Raw genomic sequence first — 19,547 nt, 5'->3', positions numbered from 1 at the left:
ACGCACCTCTTGATGATGAGTTTGCTTCGCTCACTCATGCGCCCACCTCCGCCGCCGAGTCCGACTCGACCCGGCCGTCCCGCATCCGGACCGTGCGGGTGGCGCAGTCCTCGGCGAGGCTCAGGTCGTGGGTGACGATCAGGATGGTCTGGCCGTCCTGGTGCAGCTCGCGGAACAGTTCCTTGACGTCCTCGCCGGAGGCCGAGTCCAGCGCGCCGGTCGGCTCGTCAGCCAGCAGCAGGGCCGGATCGTTCATCAACGCCCTTGCCACCGCCACGCGTTGGCGCTCTCCGCCGGAGAGCCGGCCCGGGTGGGCGCGGGCGTGCCGGTCGATGTCGAGCGACTCCAGCAGCTCGGCCGCCCGGCGCCGGGCCTCGGCTCGCGGGACACCGGCCAACTCGCCGGCCAGCACCACGTTGTCGGCCACGGTGAGGTCGTCCAGCAGGTTGAAGAACTGGAACACCATGCCGATCGTGCCGCGCCGGTAGCGGGCCGAGGCGGACTCGTTCAGCCGGTCCACCCGGACCCCGGCCACCGTGACCGTCCCCTCGCTCGGCCGGTCCAGCCCGGCGACCAGGTTCAGCAGGGTGGACTTCCCGCTGCCGGACGGGCCGAGCACCGCCACCGACTCCCCTTCCCGCACACTCAGCGTGACCCCGTCCAAGGCCGCCTGCGCGCCCTCGTAGTGGCGGCTCACACCGCTCAGCTCGATCACCGGATCGCCGCTCATGTCCCCGCTCCTCATCGTGTCCTGCCTGGTGACGAGGAAGAAGGTACGAACGAGCGGCCCGCACCCGCGTCCGCCGCCCGCGGCAAGTTCCGTACCGCGTCCGGTGGACCCGGCGCGGTGTCATCCTTCCGATGTAGTCGCCCGGTGTACCGGCTGCCGTCGCCCGCGGGGCTGTCACGGACGGCGGCCGACCGCCACAATGTCCCGGTGATCAACGTGATCGACCATCCGACGGTGCGGCGGCTGCGCACGGCAGCGACCCGACTGAGCGGCGACCCCGGCGCGGCTCCCCCGCCCCGGCCGACCCGGCGCGGCCAGGTCTTCGACCTGGCCCTGGCCCTGTTCCTCGCCTTCACCTCCGGCCGCTACGCCACCATCGCGGGCACCCCGCGGGACGGCACCTGGCACGGGGTGCTGCTACTCGTCCCGCTCGTCCCGCTGCCGCTGGTGCTGCGCCGCCGCTACCCGCTGGCGGTGCTGTGGACGGTGCTGCCGGCCGCGCTGCTGGTGCGGTCACAGTCCGCGGACATCGCGTACTCGGCGGGTGTGGCGGTCATCGTCGCCACCTACAGCGCGGCCGCGTACGGGCGCCGACCGGGCGCCGTGCTGCCGAACCTACCGGTCGCCACCGCCGCGTTGGTGGTGCTGTTCAACGACGCGAAGCTGCCGCACTTCCCGAACGGGGTGATCGCCGTCCTGGTCCTGGTGCCGGTGCTGGCGGTCGCCTACGAACTGCGGATGTGGCGCCGCCGGGCGGAGGAGGGGCGGGAGCGGCTGTCCGCCCTGGAACGCGAGCAGCTGGCCGCGCTGGAGCGCGCCTTGGAGCTCGAACGGGCGCGGATCGCCCGGGAGTTGCACGATGTGGTGACCCACAACGTGAGCATGATGACGATCCAGGCCGGGGCCGCCCGCAAGATCCTGGACACCGCCCCGGACAAGGCCCGCGAGGCGATGGCCGCGGTGGAGACCGGCGGGCGCGCGGCGATGACCGAACTGCGGCACGTGATGGGCCTGTTGACCATCGACGCGGGCAGCGGGGCGGACCCGGCGGCGGAGGCCGACCTCAGCCCGCAGCCCGGCCTCGACCGGCTCGACGCCCTGGTCGAGGGCGTGCGCCGGGCCGGGCTGCCGGTGGAGCTGAGCGTGCGCGGCGAGCGCCGGGCCGTCCCGCCCGGGGTCGAACTCGCCGCCTACCGGGTCGTCCAGGAGGCGCTCACCAACACCGTCAAGCACGCGGGCGGCGCCGACGCCGCGGTGACCGTCGAGTACACCCCCGACCGGCTGCGGGTGGAGGTCACCGACACCGGCGGCCGCCCCACCGGCGCCGCCGCCACCGGCAACGGACGCGGCCTGCTCGGGCTGCGCGAACGCCTCGCCGTCTACGGCGGCACCCTGCACACCGGTCCCCGGCCGCGCGGTGGCTACCGCGTCACGGCCCTGATCCCGCTGGAGAGTTGATGAGCGCGCTGCGCGTGGTGGTGGCCGACGACCAGGCCCTGGTCCGGATCGGGTTCCGGCTGATCCTGGAGTCCGAGGGGATCGAGGTGGTCGCCGAGGCCGAGGACGGCGAGCAGGCGGTCGCCGCCGTTCGCCGGACCAGACCGGACGTGGTGCTGATGGACATCCGGATGCCCGGCCTGGACGGGCTGGAGGCCACCCGCCGGATCCTCGCCGACGGCCCTGGCGGGGCCGAGCACGCACCGCGGATCATCATGCTGACCACCTTCGACCTGGACCACTACGTCTACGCCGCGATGGCCGCCGGGGCCAGCGGCTTCCTGCTGAAGGACGTCACCCCGGAGCACCTGGCCGCCGCCGTCCGGCTGGTGCGCACCGGCGACGCGCTGCTCGCCCCCGCGATCACCCGCCGCCTGGTCGAGCGCTTCGCCCGACCGGCCGCCCCGGATGCCGCCGCCCCGCACCGCGAGCTGGCCACCCTCACCCCGCGCGAGCTGGAGGTGATGACGCTGCTCGCCCGGGGCCTGAGCAACGCCGAGCTGGCCGCCGGGCTGCAGCTCTCCGAGGCGACGGTGAAGACCCACGTCGCCCGGATCCTGGGCAAGTTGGGCCTGCGGGACCGGGCCCAGGTGGTGGTCGCGGCGTACGAGACCGGGCTGGTCAGCGTGGGCTCCGTGCCCGATCCGCGCTGACCCGGGACAACACGGGATAACGCTCGACAACACGCAACGGGAGCCCGGGGGTTGGTGCCCCCGGGCTCCCGTCCAGGTCAGTCCTGTCACACCAGGTCGAAGCGGTCCGCGTTCATGACCTTGACCCAGGCCGCGACGAAGTCCGTCACGAACTTCTCCTTGGCGTCGTCGCTCGCGTACACCTCGGCGACGGCGCGCAGTTCGGAGTTCGAGCCGAAGACCAGGTCGGCGCGGGTGCCGGTCCACTTGACCGCGCCGGAGGCGTCCCGGCCCTCGAAGGTGTGCGCGTCCTCCGAGGTGGACTTCCAGCTGGTGCCCAGGTCCAGCAGGTTGACGAAGAAGTCGTTCGTCAGCGCGCCCGGGGTCTTGGTGAGGACACCGTGCGCGGACTGCTGGTGGTTGGCGCCCAGCACGCGCAGACCGCCGACCAGGACGGTCAGTTCGGGCGCGCTCAGGCCCAGCAGGTTCGCCTTGTCGAGCAGCAGGAACTCGGCCGGCAGGCGGTTGCCCTTGCCGACCCAGTTGCGGAAGCCGTCGGCCTTCGGCTCCAGCGCGGCGAAGGACTCGGTGTCGGTCAGCTCCTGCGGGGCGTCCACCCGTCCGGGCGCGAACGGCACCTCGACCGCGAGGCCGGCCGCCTTGGCGGCCTGCTCGACGCCGACGCCACCGGCCAGCACCACCAGGTCGGCCAGCGAGACCTGCTTGTCGCCGGCCTGCGCGTTGAACTCCTCCCGCACGCCCTCCAAGGCGCGCAGCACGGTGGCCAGCCGGTCGGGCTCGTTGACCTCCCAGCCGGCCTGCGGCTGCAGCCGGATCCGGCCGCCGTTGGCGCCGCCGCGCTTGTCGCTGCTGCGGAAGGAGGAGGCCGCGGCCCAGGCGGTGGAGACCAGCTCGGAGACCGACAGGCCGGTGGCGGCGATCCGACGCTTGAGGTCGGCGACGTCGGCGACGCCGACCTGCTGGTACGAGACGGCCGGCAGCGGGTCCTGCCAGAGCAGCTGCTCGCCCGGGACCTCCGGGCCGAGGTAGCGCACGATCGGGCCCATGTCGCGGTGGGTGAGCTTGAACCAGGCGCGGGCGAAGGCGTCGGCGAACTGGTCCGGGTTCTCCAGGAAGCGCTGGGAGATCGGCCCGTAGACCGGGTCGAAGCGCAGCGACAGGTCGGTGGTGAGCATGATCGGGACGTGCCGCCTGCTCGGGTCGTGCGCGTCCGGGACGGTGCCCTCGCCGGCGCCGTCCTTCGGCTTCCACTGGTGGGCGCCGGCCGGGCTCTTGGTGAGCTCCCACTCGTAGCCGAACAGCGTCTCGAAGAAGCTGTTGTCCCAGGTGATCGGGGTGGCCGTCCAGGTGCCCTCAAGGCCGCTGGTGATCGCGTCGCCGCCGACACCGGTGCCGTAGCTGCTCTTCCAGCCGAGGCCGAGCTGCTCGATCGGCGCGGCCTCCGGGTCCGGGCCGACGCTGTCCGCCGGGCCGGCGCCGTGGGTCTTGCCGAAGGTGTGGCCGCCGGCGATCAGCGCGACGGTCTCCTCGTCGTTCATCGCCATCCGGTAGAAGGTCTCGCGGATGTCGCGGGCGGCGGCGATCGGGTCGGGGTTGCCGTTGGGGCCCTCGGGGTTGACGTAGATCAGGCCCATCTGGACGGCGGCCAGCGGGCTCTCCAGCTCACGGTCGCCGGTGTAGCGCTTGTCGTCGAGCCAGACGGTCTCGGGGCCCCAGTACACGTCCTCGTCGGGCTCCCACTCGTCGACGCGGCCGCCGCCGAAGCCGAAGGTGTCGAAGCCCATGCCCTCCAGGGCGACGTTGCCGGCCAGGACCATCAGGTCGGCCCAGGACAGGCTGCGGCCGTACTTCTTCTTCACCGGCCAGAGCAGTCGGCGGGCCTTGTCCAGGCTGGCGTTGTCCGGCCAGCTGTTCAGCGGGGCGAAGCGCTGCTGGCCACCGCCGGCGCCACCGCGGCCGTCGCTGATCCGGTAGGTGCCGGCGCTGTGCCAGGCCATGCGGATCATGAACGGACCGTAGTTGCCGAAGTCGGCGGGCCACCAGTCCTGCGAGGTGGTGAGCACCTCCTGGATGTCGCGCTTGACGGCCGGGAGGTCGAGGGAGTTGAAGGCCTCGGCGTAGTCGAAGTCCCCACCCAGCGGGTTGGCCACAGCGGGGTTCTTGGAGAGGATCTTCAGGTTCAGCCGTTCCGGCCACCACTGGCGGTTCCCGCCGCCCTGGGTGGGGTGAAGCGCGCGCCCGTGGTTGACCGGGCAGCCTTCCGCGCTCGCCTCTACGCCGGTTGCATCGTGGTTCTCAGACATGGGAATCCTTCCCTACAAGGCGGATCACGGTGTCTTGCTGCTACCTACGGCACCAACTGCTGCTACTGCTGTGTACTGCTGCTACTTCCGGGTATCGCCGTGTCTGCTGCGCACTGCTGCTACCCAGGCTAGCGCCGGAGCCGATCCTACGATGGACGGAATCCAAGTCAAGAAAGACACCAAATCCATATGCGTTCGGGAACCGGACCACAGCGGATGTGTATTGGTAAACTCCGGTTTCCCCCATGACCTGAATAGGTGAACCGATATGAGTGACCTGCTGGAGCGACTGCGTGGGCGCGGCTGGCGCCTCACCTCCCAGCGGCGTGTCGTCGCCGAGGTCCTGGACGGCGAGCACGTGCACCTGACCGCGGACGAGGTGCACGCCCGGGCGGCCGAGCGCCTCCCGGAGATCTCCCGAGCGACCGTCTACAACACCCTCGGCGAACTGGTCACCCTCGGCGAGGTCATCGAGGTCTCCACGGACGGGCGCGCCAAGCGCTACGACCCCAACGCCCACCACCCGCACCAGCACCTGATCTGCACCGGCTGCGGCGCCATCCGCGACGTCCACCCGCTCGGCAACCCGCTCTCCGACCTCCCGGCCGACCAGCGCTTCGGCTTCGCCGTCTCCGGCGCCGAGGTCACCTACCGGGGGCTCTGCCCGGCCTGCGCGGGCTGATCGTTTCGGCCGCCTCCTCCAGCGCGCGGGCTACCCCCAACGCCGTGTAGATAGAGCCTTGGGCGGTTGCGTCAAGTCGCCTGAAATGGGACGGAGCTCCTGCTAGAACCGTGTCGGCCAAGATCACTGTTCAGTAGGAGCTCCGTGGATGCCCAGTCTGTCATCTCTCGTAAGGTTGCGGTTGCCGCAGGGGCGTTCGCGCCCGGCCATCTCGGCGAGTTGACCCGGATCGTCCCGTTCGAGATGGTCGACGAGGCACTGACACAGACCGGCAGGATGCAGGCCCGGGTGAGGGATCTGCCGTCCCGGGTGGTGGTGTATCTGCTGCTGGCCGGGTGCCTGTTCCCCGGACTGGGCTGGCGGCAGGTGTGGCAGCGGCTGACCGCCGGCCTGGACGGTCTGCCGGTCGCCGACCCGACGGGTGGCGCTTTGGCGCAGGCCCGCAGGCGGGTGGGGGCCGAGCCGCTGCGCTGGCTGTTCGACCTGCTGCGCGGCCCGGCCGCGGGAATCCGCACCACTGGCGTGCGATGGCGGAATCTGCTGGTCTGCGCGATCGACGGCACGACGATCGCGGTGCCCGACAGCCCGGCGAACCTGACCGAATACACCAAACACCGCTGCAACAACGGCGGTTCGGGCTATCCGGCGCTGCGGCTGCTGGTCCTGGTGTCCTGCGGCACCCGCACGGTGCTGGACGCGGTGTTCGGGCCGACCACCGACGGCGAGACCACCTACGCACCACGCCTGCTCCGCAGCCTGCGCGAGGGCATGATCGTGCTGCTGGACCGCAACTTCGCCGCGCAAGCCCTGGTGGCCGCCGTCGCCACCACCGGCGCCCACGTCCTGGTCCGGGTGAAGAACGGCCGCCACCTGCCCGTCCTTCACCGCAACCACGACGGCTCCTACCTGTCCAGGCTCGGCACCGTCGCGGTCCGGGCCATCGACTGCGAGATCACCATCACCACGGCCACCGGCCGCCACACCGGCCTCTACCGACTGGTGACCACCCTGACCGACCACCGGACCCATCCCGCCGCCGAACTGATCACCCTGTACCACCAGCGATGGGAGATCGAGACCGCCTACCTGGAGATCAAGTCCACCATCCTGGGTGGCCGTGTCCTGCGCGCCCGCACCCCCGCCGGCCTCGACCAGGAGGTCTACGCGCTGCTGGTCACCTACCAGGTCCTGCGCCTGGCCATGGCCGACGCCACCGACACCCGCCCCCACGTCGACCCCGACCGGGCCAGCTTCACCATCGCCCTGAACACCGCCCGCGACCTGGTCATCCAGGCCGCGGGCGTCATCGCGGACACCGTCATCGACCTCGTCGGCACCATCGGCCGACGCGTCCTGGCCGACCTCATGCCCGACCGGCGCATCCGCACCCGACCCCGCATCGTCAAACGCGCGATCTCCAAGTACAACGCCAAAGGCACCGTCGACCGGACCAGCTACAAGGCCACCATCAGCATCAACATCCTGACCACACCAGACCCGTGACCGGAACCCGCAGGCTCTATCTACACGGCGTTGGGGCTACCCCTTCGACTCCCAGCGGACCGGCAGGCTCTTGAGGCCGTTCTGGAAGTTGGAGACCAGGCGCTGCGGGGGCCGCTCCGGGTCCAGTTCGAGACCGGGGAGACTGTCGACCAGGTGGCGCAGGGCGAACCTCATCTGCAGCCGGGCGAGTTGGGCGCCGAGACAGAAGTGCGGGCCGTAGCCGAAGCTCACGTGGTCGTTGGGGCTGCGGGTGATGTCGAAACGGTCCGGCTCGGGGAACACGGTCTCGTCCCGGTTGGCGGCCGCGTGGTAGACGACCACCTTCTCGCCCCGGCGGATCGACCGGCCCCCGAGCTCCAGGTCCCGGGTCGCGGTGCGGCGGATGTGCACCACAGGAGGCCAGAAGCGCAGCGCCTCCTCCACCGCCGAGTCCGTCAACTCGGGTTTCACCCGGAGGAGTTCGTACTGGTCCCGGTGGGTGAGGAGGGTGAGGACGGCGCCGGGGACGCCGTTGCGGACGGTCTCGTTGCCCGCGACGGCGAAGAGGAAGAACATGGTCTCGAACTCCTCGACCGTCAGGCCCGCTCGAAGGGTGCGGGCCAACACGCCGCCCGGGGCGGGCCGGCCGGCGAGGGCATGGGCGTAGGCGTACATGTCGGCCAGGGCGGCGCGGGAGCGGGGGTTGACCGGGCGACCGTCCGCGGTGGTCCAGGTGGTGGGGCGATGGGCGAGCGCGGCGCGGCCGAGGTCGGTCAGGTTCGACGGATCCGCGGTGCTGGAGTGGGCGTAGTCGGCGTCCTGGTAGCCGATCACCCGGTTCGCCCAGTCGAGCAGCAACTGGCGGTCCTGCTCCGGCACCCCCATCACCCGGGCCAGCGTCCACACCGGCAGATCGGCGGCCAGCCGGGCGAGGTCGGCGACACCGGCCGGCCGCACCGCATCGATCAGCTCCCGCACCCGGTTCCCGATCGCCTCCGACAGCTCCGCCAGGGCCCGTGGGGTGAACGCCGCCGCCACGATCCGGCGCAGCCGGGAGTGGTCGGGCGGGTCCTGGTTGAGCATCATCGCCCGGACGAACTCCAGATCGGCGGGCGCGTCCGGGTCACGGATCTGGGTGGCGCCGAGGTTCGAGGAGAACAGCTCGGGGCTGCGCAGCACGTGCTTCACGTCCGCGTGCCGTAGCACCGCCCAGTACCCCGTGCCACCCGGCCAGTCCCCCACCGCCGGCTCCTCCACCCAGCAGACCGGCGACTCGGCCCGCAGCTCACGGAACAGGTCGTACGGCACACCCTCGGCGTACGTCTCCGGGAGGAAGATCCGATTCACCCGCGCCTGATCGAAGCCCATGCCGACCGACCGTACGCCGCGCCCCGGCAGCCCGCCAGAGTGCGCGGTGTCGCGGCTGCGCCGATCGGTGGCCGGGATCCCGTAGGGTCGGCCAATGGCGAAGTACTTCGACGTGCACCCAGAGTCCCCCCAGCCGCGCACCATCAGCACCGTGGCCGACAGTCTCCGGTCCGGCGCCCTCATCGCGTACCCCACCGACTCCTGTTTCGCCCTGGGTTGTCGGCTGGACAACCGCGACGGCCTCGAACGGATCCGGTCGATCCGGCGGCTCGACGAGCGCCACCACTTCACCCTGATGTGCGTGGACTTCGCGCAGCTGGGCCAGTTCGTCCAGCTCGACAACAATGTCTTCCGCGCCGTCAAGGCCGCGACGCCGGGCAGCTACACCTTCATCCTCCCTGCCACCAAGGAGGTTCCCCGCCGCCTGATGCACCCGAAGAAGAAGACGGTGGGAGTCAGGATCCCCGAGCACACCGTCACCAGGGCCCTGCTCACCGAACTCGGTGAGCCCCTGGTCTCCAGCACCCTGGTTCTCCCCGGTGAGGACGAACCGATGACACAGGGGTGGGAGATCAAGGAGCGGCTCGACCACATGCTGGACGCCGTGGTGGATTCGGGCGACTGCGGCACGGAGATGACGACGGTCGTCGACTTCTCCGGCGGCGGGCCGGAAATCGTCCGGCGCGGGGCCGGCGACCCCACACGCTTCGAGTGACGGGCCAGGCCCCCTGCTCGACCCCGTCGGCAGGCGGCAGTGACTGGTATGCCGTGATGATTGATGTATGTGTGGACAGGCGGATCACGAACCGGACGACACCCGCCACCGGGAGTTCGGGGTCGCACCGCCGCACGCCGCGGCGCCCTCCGCGGCTGTCGGGCTCCCGCCGCCGTCCGGGCGGAAGCTCTCCGGCGTGCTGACGGATCCCCCGCTCGTGGGGCCGCGGCGGTCCGCTTCGCCCGCCCGGGCCCGGCCGGTTCGCCGCGGCTTCCCGTTCGACCGGGCGCACCGCCACCGGAGCGCCCGGTGAGGCTCCCGGGCCGCGGCGGGGCCGACCGGCGGCGTGGGACCGAGCCAGGTGGGACGGAGCCGCGCGTGCCCGCCCAGCCGGCCTGGATACGCTGGCTGCCGGCCATCTACGTCGCGGTCATCCTGGCCCTGGAACCGATCACCCCCGTGCAGTGGCCGGTGAGCTTTCTGCTCATCGCCCTGCCCGTCGTCGCCGCCTACGCCCACGGTCCCGCCTTCGTCGCCGCCGTCACGGTCTTCGCCGTGGTCTTCGAAGGCGTCCTGGCGGGCACTCCCTGTTGCGCGGGCCGCGACGTGGGTTATCTGTGGGAGCGCCACTACGTGGCCACCTACTTCTCCACGGCACTGGTCGGGATGCTGGGCGCCCTGCTGGCCGCCCACCGAACGCGCCGGGAACGCACCCTGGCCACCGTGCGCTCGGTGGCCGAGACGGCGCAGCGCGTGCTGCTGCGTCCGGTCCCCCACCTCCTCGGCCGCATCAGCATCGAAACCCTGTACCTGTCGGCAGCCGCGGAGGCCCGGATCGGCGGCGACCTCTTCGAGGCGATGAGCACCGCGCACGGTGTGCGCCTGCTGATCGGCGACGTCCGGGGCAAGGGCCTGCTCGCGGTGGAGACGGCCGCGGCGATGCTGGCCGCCTTCCGCGAGGCCGCCTACGACGAGCCCGATCTGCCCGCGGTAGCGCGCAGGTTGGAACGGAGCATGAGCCGCCGAGCCGCCCAGCTCCCCGGCAGCGAGGAACGCTTCATCACCGCTGTGCTCGCCGAGATCCCCGGCGACGAGCCCGTGGTCCGCATCGTCAACTGCGGTCACCCCCCGCCGCTGCTCATCGACCAGGGCCGGGTCAGCGAACTGGCCCCGCGTGATCCGTCACCGCCGCTCAACCTCGGTGTACTGCTCGGCGGCGACTACCACGTCGACGTCGAGCCCTTCCATCCGGGCGACCAACTGCTGCTGTACACCGACGGCGTGACCGAGACCCGCGACCGCACCGGAGCCTTCTACCCGCTCACCCGGCGTGTCCGCGACTGGACCGCCCTTCCGCCACGCGAGCTTCTGAACCACCTGCACCGGGACCTGATCGCGTACAGCGATGCCGCCCTCGACGACGACATCGCCGTGCTCCTCGCGCACCGGCTCCCGGAGGGGGAGGAGCCGGGCGCGCACACCGAACCCGCCCGGGACGAATTGAAGGGCGGGCTCGGCGGCAGCGGCGGCGCCGCCACCCCGCGGCAGCCCTTCGCCGACGACCGTACCGACGCGAACCGACCGCACGGACCGCGTCGGCGCCGCCCTCGCTACCTGCCCCAGATCCTCCGGTACGCCTGGCGGTAGCCCACCGGGTCCCAGGAGGTCGCTCCGCCGCTGTTGGCGGCCGTGGTGATGTGGACCGGGGCGACGTAGCCACTGGCCGGCCGGTGGGAGAAGGCGCGGTTGAACTCGTCGACGATCTGCCAGCCCTGCTCGGTGAGGGGCTCGGGGACGGTGGCGGCCTGGAACTGCCTGCTGTCGATGCGCTGGAAGGCCGAGGGGTCGCCGTCGCCCGCGGCGATGTTGTACGGGGCGCCGTTGCCGGGCCTGCCGGCCGCGCGCAGGGCGGGCGCGGCGTCGGCGAAGTACAGGTCGTTGATGGCGACGGAGTGCGTCCACCGGCCCTGGAAGCGGGCGAGGAGGGCGGAGACCGCCTGGGGGGTGCGGCTGCTCGCGTCCGGGATGGGGATGTTCTCGGAGGACAGCAGCCGCACGCCGAGGCAGCTGGCGAGGCCGTCCTTGATCAGTTGGGACTTGTTCCTGGCGAACGGGACGGAGTCGTCGGTGAAGACGACGACTCCGGCGTTGCCGTTGGAGTCCGCGATGACCCAGTCCGCGCTGAGCCGTGCGACGTCCTCGACGCTGGTGGTGATGTTGCTGAACAGCGGGGGGTTCGTGCTCGGCCCGGGGGCCGCGACCGCGTGCCAGCCGACGAGCGGGATGTGTGCCGCGGCGGCCTGCGTGACCTGCTGCGAGGTCAGACCCGGGTCGAAGCCGCCGATGACGATGCCCGAGGCTCGGAGGTTGACCGCCTGGCCGAACGCCGCCTGGGTGCCGGCGGGCGTGCCCTGCCCGTCGATCACCCGGACGCTCCAGCCGATGACCGTCGCGGCTTCGATGAGGCCCCTGGCCACACCCGCGACGCCGGGGTTGGTCATGGTCTGGGCGACGTAGACGATGGTCCGATCGGGAACCGCCCCGGGGCCGCTGGTGGGGCCGTTCCAGGGGGCGTCGACCTGCTCGGCCTGCTGGACGTCCGCCTTCGCCCTGGCGAGGGTGGCCGCCGGGCAACCGGCCCCCGACGGCCCTGGGACGGGGGCCCCGGTCCCGGTCGACGGGCCGCGCTGGCAGCCGTCCAGGGCGGTGCCCGCCGTCGCCAGCACGACTGCTGCCAGCACGGTCGCGGCACCGCGCTTCACGGCGTGTCCTGGGAGGAACCCGCGTCCGTCGACGGCGGCGTGAGCGGACCGCGGTTCCCGGCGGCACCGGCCCGCAGCCGACGGCGTGCGGAGTAGCCGGCCAGGCCGACGGCGAGCAGCAGCGTCGCGCCGTTGAACAGCGGCACGGCCCAGAAGTCGGCGCCGAGCTGCCCGATGCCGGCCAGACCGATGGCGAGGACGGCGACGGCGACCACGGTGCCCAGGGCGTTGGCGCGTCCGGGCTTGATCGCGGTGGAGCCGAGCAGCGCGCCGACGAACGCGGGCAACAGGTAGTCCAGGCCGACGCTCGGGTTGCCGATCTGCTGCTGCGCGGCGAGCAGGACCCCCGCGAAACCGACGACCAGGCCCGATCCGGCGAAGGCGTAGATGCTGTAGCGGCGGGTGGGGATTCCGACGAGTTCGGCGGCGCGCGGGTTGGAGCCGATGACGTACAGGTACCGGCCGAGCGGCAGCCGCTCCTGCAGCAGCCACAGGACGGCCGCGAGCGCGAGCACGTAGGAGGCGGACACCGGCAGCCCCAGGAACGTGGAGTCGTAGAGGTCGGTGAAGGCGACCGGCAGACCGCCGGTGCCGGGGAGGACCCGGGCGCCGCCGGTGATCCAGCCGGTGAAGGCGTACAGGATGCTGCCGGTGCCGAGCGTGGCGATGAAGGAGTCGATCCGCCCGAACTCGACGATGACACCGTTGAGGGCCCCGAAGGCCGCTCCGCCCAGGATCACGGCCAGGCACGCGAGCGGCCAGGGCCAGTCGCCGCCGACGATGAGCCGCAGCACCGCGACGTGCGCGAGACCGAGGCCGTAGCCGATGGACAGGTCGAAGTTGCCGGTGGCGATCGGGATCGTCGCACCGAGCGCGAGGATGGCGGGGATCGACTGGTTGGACAGGATCGAGGAGACGTTGTCGAGGGTGGGGAAGGTGTTCGGCCGCGCGACGGAGAAGATCAGGAACAGCAGAACGGCGAGGGCCGGCAGGCCGTAGCTGCCGATCAGGTGTCCGCGCCGGCGGCCCCGCGGGGATCGGCGGGAGGAGGGCTCGGTCATCGGCCTGTCGCACGCCGGTCGCCGTCACCGCCGGTGACAGGAGGCATGGCCGAGGCGGCGGCGGTGAGTTCGGTGACGGTGAGGGCCGCACCGGTCAGCTCGGCGGTCACGCTCCCGCGGACGAACACCAGGGCACGGTGGCACACGGTGGCGACCTCCTCGAAGTCGGTGGAGACGAGCAGGACCGCGAGGCCGTCGGCCAGCGCCCGGTCGAGCAGCCGGTAGAGCTCGGCCTTGGCGCCGACGTCGACGCTGGCGGTCGGCTCTTCGAGGATCAGCAGCCGCCGGTGCACCCCGAGCCACCGGCCGACCATGATCTTCTGCTGGTTCCCGCCGGACAGCGTGGCGATCGGCGCCTCGCTGTCGCGTGGGTGCACCGAGAACCGCTCGATCAGGGCGGCGGCCCGGGCCCGCTCGCGCCGGGGGCTGATCCGGTGCAGCGCCGACCGGCCGGTCAGCCGGGGGTTCGCCAGGAGGTTCTCACGGACCGTCAGTTCGGCGGCGCAGCCCTCCTCCTGGCGGTTGCCGGTGACCAGGCCGACGCCGGAGTCGACGGCACCGGCCACCGTGCGCGGGGCGTACAGTCGGCCGTCGAGCAGGGCCCGCCCGCCGAGGATCGGACGGGATCCGGCGAGGGCGCGGCCCAGGTCGAGGTGGCCGGCGCCGGTGAGGCCCACCATGCCGAGGATCTCGCCGGCGCGCAGCTCCAGGCTGACCGGCCCGGTGTTCGTGGTCCGCACCGCGTCGAGGCTCAGCACCACCGGGCCCTCGGTGGGGCTGACCGGAGCGGCCCGGTGGCTGACCGGTTCTCGGCCCACGATGTCGTGGACCAGGCGCCGACGGCTGTAACCGGCGAGCGGGCCGGCGCTGATCAGACGGCCGTCGCGCAGGACGGCGACGGTGTCGGCGACCTGGTGGACCTCGTCGAGCCGGTGGGTGACGTAGACGATGCCGTGCCCTCGGTCGCGCAGGGCGCGCAGCACGGCGAAGAGCCGGGCGCAGTCCGCGGCGGGGAGGCCGGCGGTCGGCTCGTCCAGGACGATGAGCTCCGCCCGCGTCGCCAGCGCGCGGGCGATGGCGACCAGCGAGCGCTCGGCGGGGGCGAGGTCGGCGATCCGCGCGTCGGCGTCGAGGTGTCCGGCGATCAGGGCGAGGGCGTCGGCGCAGCGCTCCCGGGTCCGCCGCCAGGAGATCAGCCCGTGACGGCGCGGGTAGCCGGCGACCAGGGCGATGTTCTCGGCGACGGTCATCCAGTCGACGAGACCGAGATCCTGGTGGATGAAGGCCATGCGACGGGCGGCGGCCTCGGTGCCGAGCGGGTGCCCGGCCACCGTCACCTCGCCCTGGTCCGCGTGGTGGATCCCGGCGAGTGTCCGGATGAGGGTGGACTTGCCGGCGCCGTTCGGACCGAGCAGGGCCAGGACACTGCCGCGGTGGATGTCGAGGTCGATCCCGGCCAACGCGGGAGTGCCGCCGAACCGCTTGCCGAGACCGCGGATGCGGACGAGTGGGCCGCTGCGCGCGGGTGGGCCGGCCAGGGGGTCGGGGGTGTGCATGGACCACCGTTCTTACCAGCTCGGCTCGGCCCCCATGGTGCTGACACGCCACGGCGGCCGTTGATGTCCGGAGGGCGGGTCATCCGATTTCGGGGATGTCGGCGAACTGGCTCTCGAAGAGGTCAGGGACGCCGTCGGACGCCTCCAGGGCGCATTCGGCCCAGATGACCTTGCCCCTGGCCGTGTAGCGGGTGCCCCAGGCCTGGGTGAGCTGGGCCACGAGGAACAGGCCGCGGCCGCCCTCGTCGGTGGTGGCCGCGTGGCGCAGGTGGGGGGCGGTGCTGCTGCCGTCGGAGACCTCGCAGATCAGGGCGCGGTCGTGGATCAGCCGGACCTGGATGGGCTCGATGCCGTAGCGGATGGCGTTGGTGACCAGCTCGCTGAGCAGCAGTTCGGTGACGAAGGCGGTCTCCTCCAGTCCCCAGTCGCTCAGGCGGCGAGCGGCGGCGGCGCGGATGTCGCCGACCCGGGCCGGGTCGGCGGGCAGGTCCCAGGTGGCGATCCGGCCCGGGTCGAGGGCGTGGGTGCGGGCGACGAGCAGCGTGACGTCGTCGGCCGGGTGCTCGGGCACCACGGCCTCCACGACCGTGCGGCAGATGTCCTCGGGCGAGCGGTTCGGGTGGGACAGGGCGGTGCGCAGGCGGTCGAGGGCCGCGTCGGGGTCGCGACGGTGGTCTTCGAGGAGTCCGTCGGAGTAGAGGACCAGCTGGCTGCCTTCGGGGAGGTGCAGTTCGGCGGTTTCGAACGGCAGGCCGCCCAGGCCGAGCGGGGGCCCGGCGGGGAGGTCGGGGACGGTGACCGTGCCGTCCGGGTGGACCACCGCGGGTGGCGGGTGACCGGCGCGGGCCAGCGTGCAGCGCTGCGAGGTCGGGTCGTAGACGGCGTACAGGCAGGACGCGCCGATGATGCCGTCGTTGCCGGTGGCGGGCTCCGCGCCGTCCTCGTCCCGGTCCAGGCGCCCCACGAGGTTGTCCAGGTGGGTGAGGAGTTCGTCGGGGGCGAGGTCCAGTTCGGCGAAGTTGTGCACAGCGGTGCGCAGGCGGCCCATGGTGGCGGCGGCGTGCAGTCCGCGGCCGACGACATCGCCGACGACCAGGGCGACCCGGGCACCGGAGAGGGGGATGACGTCGAACCAGTCCCCGCGCACCCCGGATTCGGCGGGCAGATAGCGGTGGGCGACCTCGATGGCGCTCTGCTCGGGCAGGCTGCGCGGGAGCAGGCTGCGCTGCAGGGCCAGGACCATGGCGTGTTCGCGGGTGTAGCGGCGGGCGTTGTCGATGCAGATGGCGGCGCGGGTGGCCAGCTCCTGGGCCAGCGAGCGGTCGTCGTCCCCGTAGGGGGCGGGGTTCCGGGCCCGGTAGAAGGCGGCGATGCCCAGCACGACGCCACGGGCCAGCAGCGGGACGGTGATGAGGGAATGGAGGTCGTACGCGAAGAGGTGCTCGACCACCTCGGGGTCCTGCGAGATCCAGCCGGAGGCCCTGTGCAGATCGGGTTCCAGCACCGGCTGCCCGCTGGCCAGGCAGCGACGGTGGGGCGTGGTGGGGCTGAGGTCGACCCGTCCGCCGACCGGGTAGAAGGGGCAGTCGGCGCGGATGCCGTGGACCACCGTGCGGTGCAGCTCGTTGACGGGGTCGGTGGGCTCCTCGCCGCGCAGGACGGTCTCGGGCAGGTCGATGGTGACGTAGTCGGCCAGCCGCGGGACGGCCATCTCGGCGAGTTCCCAGGCGGTTCGGGTCACGTTCAGGGTGGTGCCGATGCGGGTGCTGGCCTCGGACAGCAGCTCCAGGCGGCGGCGGGCCGCGACGGCGTACTGTCCCACGCCCGGCTCGCCCAGCAGCAGCAGCCTGGTGGCCGCGTCGGGCGCGGGGCCGAACGGCGCCTTGGCCCCGCGATCCGCTGCGCCGCCCTCGGGGTGCCGCGGCGGTGGGGCGGCGGCGGTCATGGCGGGCGCCGGGACGCCGGCCGGCCGACCGGTCTGGTCGGGGGCGGCGACCCGGGGCGGCGAGTCACCGTGCAGGATCGCCTCGATGACGAAGCCCTCCACCCCGCACTCGCTGGCCACCGGGCGGCTCAGCAGGGTGACCCGCCGGCCCTGGGAAAGGGGCACCTCGACTGCGGTGCGGCGGGCTGCGGAGATCAGCTCGGTGGCCATCTGTTCGAGCAGTGTCTGGTCGTGCCGGTCCAGCCCGCTTCGGGGCAGCTCGTCCATCCCGACCGGGCGCCCGTCCCCGGCCGCCTGGTCGGTCCGGGCACGGCGCCTGGAGTCGAGGTACGCGCGCAGCAGGGTGCGCTCCCGCGCCGAGCTCTGCGCCAGCAGGCGCCGCTCGATGGCGGTGGCGGCCTTGCGGATGAGGTCCGCCAACTGCGGGTCCGCGTAGGCGGGCGGATAGCCGAAGCAGAGGACGCCCTCGATCCGTCCGCTGAGGGGGTCGCGGACGGGAACCGCCGTACAGGCGCTCGACTGGCCGCGCTCGGCGAAGTGCTCGGCTCCCGAGATGTGGATGAGCCGCCGTTCCGTGAGCGCCAGCCCGATGCCGCTGGTCCCGCCGTACTGCTCGGCGAAGACGAAGCCCGGGACGCTCTGGATCGCGGGCAGCTGCCTGACCATGGACGCATCGCCGAAGCGGCGCTGCAGCACCGCCCCGTCCCCGTCGGTCAGAGCCACGTTCATCCGGCTGCCGGCGAATCTGGAGGCCAGCCGGTCCAGCACGGGCCTGGCCGCACGGACCAGCCGGCCGTCCAGATCGATGTCCGGCCGGTACGGGAGCTCGGCGCCGTCCGGGGAGATCCCCATCGACTGGCAGCGTTGCCAGGAGTTCAGGATCAGACTCCGCACGCCACCCTCGACCGGTTCACCGAGCATGAACCGCTCACGGGCCCGTACGGGGCCGATCCCCGCCTCATCCAAAGCTGTCATGGCCGCCACAGCGCTCACATTTCCGTGGAGCTGCACCCTTTCGATGCAATATTAGGACTTTGCCCGTTCTGCAGTGTTTGTCACCGGATCGCGCACGCTCCCCGAGCACGGTGGCGGTATCGCGACCGTCACCGGATCATCGGCAGAGCGGGGGCCGGGTTGAGGAGTGCCATGACCAGTGCCAACGGGCCGGCGATGACCCGCGACGAGTTCGACGCGCTTTTCCGGCAGCTGCGCCGCGACCATCTCCCCGAGCCGGTCGAAGCGGGGCGGCGGGTGGCGGCCGCCGGACTCGTACGCACGGGTGAGGTCGTCGCCATGGGGCGGCCGTGGGACAGCGTGCCGGGGCCCGACAACCGCAGGCCGGCGCTGCACCAGATGACCGAACTGGCGGACGTCACGGCCCCCGAGCCGACCGTGCACCGGGACTTCATCGCCTCCGACTACCACGGCAAGGCACAGACGCACCTGGACGCGCTCTGCCACATCGCGTACGGCGGACTGCTCTTCGCGGGAGTGCGGGCGCGGGAGGTGTTCTCCTCGCAAGGTGCCGCCTACGGCGCGGTGACCGACCTGCTGCCCGGGCTGGTGGGGCGAGGAGTCCTGCTGGACGTGCCACGCCTGCGCGGCACGGCCTGGCTGGAGCCGGGAGAGGCGATCGGCGGCTCGGAGCTGCTGGTCTGCGCCGAGCAACAGGGCAGCCCGCTCCGCCCCCAGGACATCCTCCTGGTCCGCACGGGCCACCTCGCCCGACGGCGGCGGCTGGGCGCGTGGGACCCGGACGACCTCAGCGCGGGACTGCACCCCGGCGCGATGCGCGTGCTGAGTGAGTCACAGGCCTCGGCACTGGGCAGCGACGGCGACAGCGACGTGCGCCCGAGCCCCGTCGACGGCGTCCACTCACCGGTCCACGTGCTGGCCATCACCGCCCTGGGCCTGTCGCTGATCGACAACCTGGACCTGGAGCCGCTGGCCGAGGCGTGCGCGCGCACCTCGCGATGGGAGTTCCTCCTCGTCGCCGCGCCCCTGAACATCCCCCGCGGCACCGGCTCCCCGGTCAATCCGCTCGCGGTCCTCTGAGCGCTCGCGGTCTTCTCGGCGGGGCCGGGAGCCGGCCGCGCTCCGGGCGGCACCGTCACCACTCGTCGTAGTCGCCGATCACCCGGAAGCTGCCCACGGCGCCGTCGCCACCGAACATGCTCCCGTGGGTGGTACGGGTCACCACGCCGTTGGTGGCGCCGTAGGGACCCACGGTGGTCACCGGAGAGCCGCCGTCACAGGAGAAGCCGCGGTAGACCTCGACGACCTTCCGGCTGTCGTTGAAGACGCTGAAGCTGGTGGAGCCCAGTCCGCTGGCAGCGGTGATGCATCCCTCGGAGTCGGCGGAGTAGGTACGTTCGTTGAAGTAGATCCTTCCCGCTTCCTCATGGCCGTGGCCGCGTCCGCGTCCGCCTTCATGGCGGTCGCCGCCCTCGCGCTTCTCCCCGTTCTCGCCACCGTCCTTCTCAGCGCCGCCCTTCTCGCCACCGTCCTTCTCAGCGCCGCCCTTCTCGGCGCCGTTCTGGCCGCCGTTCTGGCCGCCGCCGCCCGCGACAGCCGCGGCCGGGGCGGCTTGCTGGACGGGCTGGGCCGCCCGCTGAACGGACAGGGGCTCCGGGTCGACCTGTTCGACGGGCTGGACCACCTGCTGGACGGACGGGGGCGCCGAGGTGAATCCGGCGAGGGCATAGGTGATACCGGTGGTTGCGAGGGCCGCCGCGCCTATTCCGGCAGCGGCCACGGCCAATGTGCGCCTGCGCATGTCAGTGTCTCTCTGTC

The 19,547-nt window shown here is 72.4% G+C and carries 15 protein-coding genes; 7 read left to right on the top strand and 8 right to left on the bottom strand.

From position 1 onward, the window contains the following. Positions 1–34: 34 nt before the first annotated feature. Positions 35–730, bottom strand: coding sequence for an ABC transporter ATP-binding protein (locus ACGF12_RS26985; RefSeq protein ID WP_393035146.1), 696 nt, complete (start codon positions 728–730; stop codon positions 35–37). A 207-nt stretch (positions 731–937) separates the two neighbouring features. On the opposite strand from ACGF12_RS26985, the gene ACGF12_RS26980 reads away from it, so the two are divergent. Beyond that, the gene (locus ACGF12_RS26980; protein ID WP_393035143.1) at positions 938–2,188 is read left to right on the top strand and encodes a sensor histidine kinase; all 1,251 of its coding nucleotides are present in this window, start codon (positions 938–940) and stop codon (positions 2,186–2,188) included. After that, complete coding sequence (locus ACGF12_RS26975; RefSeq protein ID WP_393035140.1) at positions 2,188–2,880, top strand: response regulator; 693 nt, start codon at positions 2,188–2,190, stop codon at positions 2,878–2,880. The genes ACGF12_RS26980 and ACGF12_RS26975 overlap by 1 nt, the downstream gene beginning before the upstream one ends. An 86-nt stretch (positions 2,881–2,966) precedes the next feature. Here ACGF12_RS26975 and katG read toward each other — a convergent pair whose 3' ends face one another. After that, entirely contained in the window at positions 2,967–5,183 is a 2,217-nt protein-coding gene (gene katG / locus ACGF12_RS26970; RefSeq protein WP_393035137.1) for a catalase/peroxidase HPI, read from the bottom strand. Positions 5,184–5,451: 268 nt separating this feature from the next. On the opposite strand from katG, the gene ACGF12_RS26965 reads away from it, so the two are divergent. Next, the gene (locus ACGF12_RS26965) at positions 5,452–5,865 is read left to right on the top strand and encodes a Fur family transcriptional regulator (protein ID WP_393035134.1); all 414 of its coding nucleotides are present in this window, start codon (positions 5,452–5,454) and stop codon (positions 5,863–5,865) included. 144 nt (positions 5,866–6,009) lie between these two features. Further along, on the top strand, positions 6,010–7,368 hold the full coding sequence (locus tag ACGF12_RS26960) for an IS4 family transposase (RefSeq protein WP_393035131.1): 1,359 nt from the start codon (positions 6,010–6,012) through the stop codon (positions 7,366–7,368). Positions 7,369–7,404: 36 nt separating this feature from the next. Here the strand turns inward: ACGF12_RS26960 and ACGF12_RS26955 are convergent, their stop codons facing one another. After that, positions 7,405–8,715 carry a cytochrome P450 gene (locus tag ACGF12_RS26955; RefSeq protein ID WP_393035128.1) on the bottom strand — a complete coding sequence of 437 codons (1,311 nt, stop codon included), beginning with the start codon at positions 8,713–8,715 and terminating at the stop codon, positions 7,405–7,407. 94 nt (positions 8,716–8,809) lie between these two features. Between ACGF12_RS26955 and ACGF12_RS26950 the strand changes: the two genes are divergently transcribed. Together ACGF12_RS26950 and ACGF12_RS26945 are read left to right on the top strand one after the other, a co-directional pair. After that, on the top strand, positions 8,810–9,430 hold the full coding sequence (locus ACGF12_RS26950; protein ID WP_393035125.1) for an L-threonylcarbamoyladenylate synthase: 621 nt from the start codon (positions 8,810–8,812) through the stop codon (positions 9,428–9,430). A gap of 378 nt (positions 9,431–9,808) precedes the next feature. Next, on the top strand, positions 9,809–11,077 hold the full coding sequence (locus tag ACGF12_RS26945) for a PP2C family protein-serine/threonine phosphatase (RefSeq protein WP_393035122.1): 1,269 nt from the start codon (positions 9,809–9,811) through the stop codon (positions 11,075–11,077). Here ACGF12_RS26945 and ACGF12_RS26940 read toward each other — a convergent pair. The 4 genes from ACGF12_RS26940 to ACGF12_RS26925 all read right to left on the bottom strand — a co-directional run bounded on the left by ACGF12_RS26940 (position 11,041) and on the right by ACGF12_RS26925 (position 17,729). Beyond that, positions 11,041–12,192: a substrate-binding domain-containing protein gene (locus ACGF12_RS26940; RefSeq protein ID WP_393035119.1), complete on the bottom strand. Its 1,152-nt coding sequence runs from the start codon at positions 12,190–12,192 to the stop codon at positions 11,041–11,043. The genes ACGF12_RS26945 and ACGF12_RS26940 overlap by 37 nt on opposite strands. Continuing rightward, the gene (locus ACGF12_RS26935) at positions 12,189–13,253 is read right to left on the bottom strand and encodes an ABC transporter permease (RefSeq protein WP_393035116.1); all 1,065 of its coding nucleotides are present in this window, start codon (positions 13,251–13,253) and stop codon (positions 12,189–12,191) included. The genes ACGF12_RS26940 and ACGF12_RS26935 overlap by 4 nt, the downstream gene beginning before the upstream one ends. Further along, positions 13,250–14,809 carry a sugar ABC transporter ATP-binding protein gene (locus ACGF12_RS26930; protein WP_393035113.1) on the bottom strand — a complete coding sequence of 520 codons (1,560 nt, stop codon included), beginning with the start codon at positions 14,807–14,809 and terminating at the stop codon, positions 13,250–13,252. Before ACGF12_RS26930 ends, ACGF12_RS26935 begins: the two co-directional genes overlap by 4 nt. A gap of 79 nt (positions 14,810–14,888) precedes the next feature. Next, entirely contained in the window at positions 14,889–17,729 is a 2,841-nt protein-coding gene (locus tag ACGF12_RS26925; protein WP_393035110.1) for a SpoIIE family protein phosphatase, read from the bottom strand. Positions 17,730–17,900: 171 nt separating this feature from the next. Here ACGF12_RS26925 and ACGF12_RS26920 point away from each other — a divergent pair, with 171 nt between their 5' ends. Beyond that, positions 17,901–18,809 carry a cyclase family protein gene (locus ACGF12_RS26920; RefSeq protein ID WP_393035107.1) on the top strand — a complete coding sequence of 303 codons (909 nt, stop codon included), beginning with the start codon at positions 17,901–17,903 and terminating at the stop codon, positions 18,807–18,809. Between the two features lie 55 nt (positions 18,810–18,864). Here ACGF12_RS26920 and ACGF12_RS26915 read toward each other — a convergent pair whose 3' ends face one another. Further along, positions 18,865–19,530 carry a hypothetical protein gene (locus ACGF12_RS26915; RefSeq protein WP_393035104.1) on the bottom strand — a complete coding sequence of 222 codons (666 nt, stop codon included), beginning with the start codon at positions 19,528–19,530 and terminating at the stop codon, positions 18,865–18,867. Positions 19,531–19,547: the final 17 nt, after the last annotated feature.

The organism is Kitasatospora sp. NPDC048296 (genome assembly GCF_043201815.1).
GTDB lineage: Bacteria > Actinomycetota > Actinomycetes > Streptomycetales > Streptomycetaceae > Kitasatospora.
The sequence above is the reverse complement of the archived record's forward strand: the minus strand, read 5'-3'. Positions and strand labels throughout refer to the sequence as shown.